This window comes from Nocardiopsis sp. TNDT3, from assembly GCF_003427465.1.
Classification (GTDB): Bacteria; Actinomycetota; Actinomycetes; order Streptosporangiales; family Streptosporangiaceae; genus Nocardiopsis; species Nocardiopsis dassonvillei.
In genome coordinates, this window is record NZ_QPFC01001371.1 from 1 (window position 1) to 2051 (window position 2051).

Consider the following 2051-nt stretch of genomic DNA (forward strand, 5'->3'; position numbering starts at 1 on the left):
GCCCGTGACGAACCGGCCGCCCGGACCGGCCGGGATCGCCGCGGTCGGACCCACGAGCGGACGGGACCCGGGGCACGGGTTCGCGCTCACCACGGGCGGGAGCCGCGGGACCGGCGCCACCGCCGCGCCGCGGCTGACCCGTGAGGGCGCCGACGTCGCCCACCCGGCCGGTCCGGGCGGCCGGTTCGTCACGGGCACAAGCGTGAACGGTGGGCTCAATGCCTGAACCCGGGCCGGGGCGCGCCGGAGCCGCGTGCGTTCCGGCCCTTCGGGCTCCCGCCACCTCCGCTGGCGCGTCAAAAAAGACGTATCGTGCGTGGTGTGTAGTTATCGTGTGCTTTTTCCGAATCGCATCCCGCGATCACCGTCGGATCACCCGGATTTCATCCGCCGTATCCGCGGTTACGGCTCCGGTGTGCTCACGACAGGAGTAGAGTCCACAACGCGGACAGCATGGTGCTTCCGGCACCGCACCCGTTCTTTGGGGCACTCCGGGTCTCGGCGTTCCCGCCGCCACCCGTCAGACGCTCGCGCGGCCCGACCACGTACGCCCGCCGCACGCTCCGGGAGACCGGTTCACCCACGCGCACCCGCCGGTGCCGCGCGCGGTCCGGGAACGCACCGTCCTTCTTCCATCCAGGACGAACCACACTCCAGGGACTTCCCATGGCCTATTACCGCATCCAGTTGCGCGACGGCTCCAACCACACGCTCCAGGCGGTGCGCATGCGCACCGACGCACGCAGCCTCTACCTGGAGGAGCGCACCGCCGGGGCGTGGACCGAGGTGTTCTCGAACCCGATCACGGAGGTGGAGCGCGTCCAGCGCCGCTTCACCGAGAACGACGGCACGTGGACCTGGCTCAGCGAGCGCCTGCCCGCCCCCGTCGGCGGGGTCCGCGCCTGGTGAGGCCCCGGCCGGGCGGAGGGATCCGCCCGGCCCCGGGCCCGCCGCGGAGCGGTCGATGGCGCCCCCGGGGGATGGCGGTCCCGCCCGAACTCCGCAGGCGTCCCGGCCCTCCGCTTCCCGTTCCCTGTCGGGTCCTTCCGCTGACGTGCCCTGAACAGGCGCCCACTCCCGGTACGGCGCGCACGGGGGCCGCGCACGAGCCCACCGGCGGAAGCCGGGCGCCGCGGGTGTGAGGGTCCGAAGCCGTGGTCCCCCGGTCCCGTGGCGCACGCCCCCTGGACCGAAACCCCTCTTACTTAACATTCATTAAGGAGGAGGGAGGGGAAAGCTGGATACCGTGGACGGCGGGTTCCCGCCCCCCGCATGGGCCCGGAGTACCCGACGGGGTACAGGAAGTGGAGAGACCAGGATGAGCGAGACGACCCCGGCGCCGGACACCCGCGCCTCCTCCGGCTCCGAGGCGCCAGCGCCGCGGAGGCGGGTGAACCGGCGCGAGCAGATCCTGCGCACGGCGGCCGACGTGTTCGCCTCGCAGGGCTTCCACAACACCTCGCTGGCCGACATCGCGGCGACGCTCAACATCACCCCGGCGGGGGTCCTGCACCACTTCGGCTCCAAGACCGACCTGCTCACCGCGGTCCTGGAGCTGCGCGACGACACCGACCCGGCGCCGGAGGGCAGCCGGATGCTGGACCACCTGGTGTCGACCGCCGAGCGCAACGCCGAGCGGCCGGGGACCACGCAGCTGTACGCGGTGCTGTCGGCGGAGAGCGCCACCGACGGGCACCCGGCGCAGGACTGGTTCCGGGACCGCTACACCGTGCTGCGCGGGGAGATCGGGAACGCCGTGCTGGACCGGCTCGGGCCGGGGCACCGGGAGGCCGCGGACACCCCGGGGCCGGACGGGCACACCCCGGCGGAGGCCGCGGCGTCGGCGGTCATCGCCGTGATGGACGGGCTCCAGGTGCAGTGGCTCCTCGACCCGGGTGCCGTGGACATGGCCGCCGTCACCGAGCTGGTGATCGACTCCGTGGTGGCCCGGCTGTCCCGGCAGGACTGACCGGGCGGGCGCCCGGCGCGGGAAGGCCGTCTCCCGCGGGGACCGCGGAACGCCGAAGGGGCGCCCGGAACCGCGCGGTTCC

At 73.8% G+C, this 2051-nt stretch carries 2 protein-coding genes and 1 pseudogene; all 3 read left to right on the forward strand.

Annotation, left to right across the window (positions count from 1 at the left end):
• Positions 1 to 226 (forward strand): annotated as a pseudogene (locus DQW06_RS29715) (hypothetical protein); the annotation flags it as partial.
• Between the two features lie 440 nt (positions 227 to 666).
• Positions 667 to 909, forward strand: coding sequence for a hypothetical protein (locus tag DQW06_RS27940; protein ID WP_013155518.1), 243 nt, complete (start codon positions 667 to 669; stop codon positions 907 to 909).
• Between the two features lie 409 nt (positions 910 to 1318).
• Positions 1319 to 1969, forward strand: a complete 651-nt coding sequence (locus DQW06_RS27945; protein WP_117199598.1) for a TetR/AcrR family transcriptional regulator — start codon at positions 1319 to 1321, stop codon at positions 1967 to 1969.
• The last annotated feature ends 82 nt before the right edge of the window (positions 1970 to 2051 follow it).

Excerpts from the sequence above, each read along its gene's own strand:
- DQW06_RS27940 (WP_013155518.1), top strand. The coding sequence starts at position 667 with ATGGCCTATTACCGCATCCAGTTGCGCGACGGCTCCAACCACACGCTC.
- DQW06_RS27945 (WP_117199598.1), top strand. The coding sequence starts at position 1,319 with ATGAGCGAGACGACCCCGGCGCCGGACACCCGCGCCTCCTCCGGCTCC.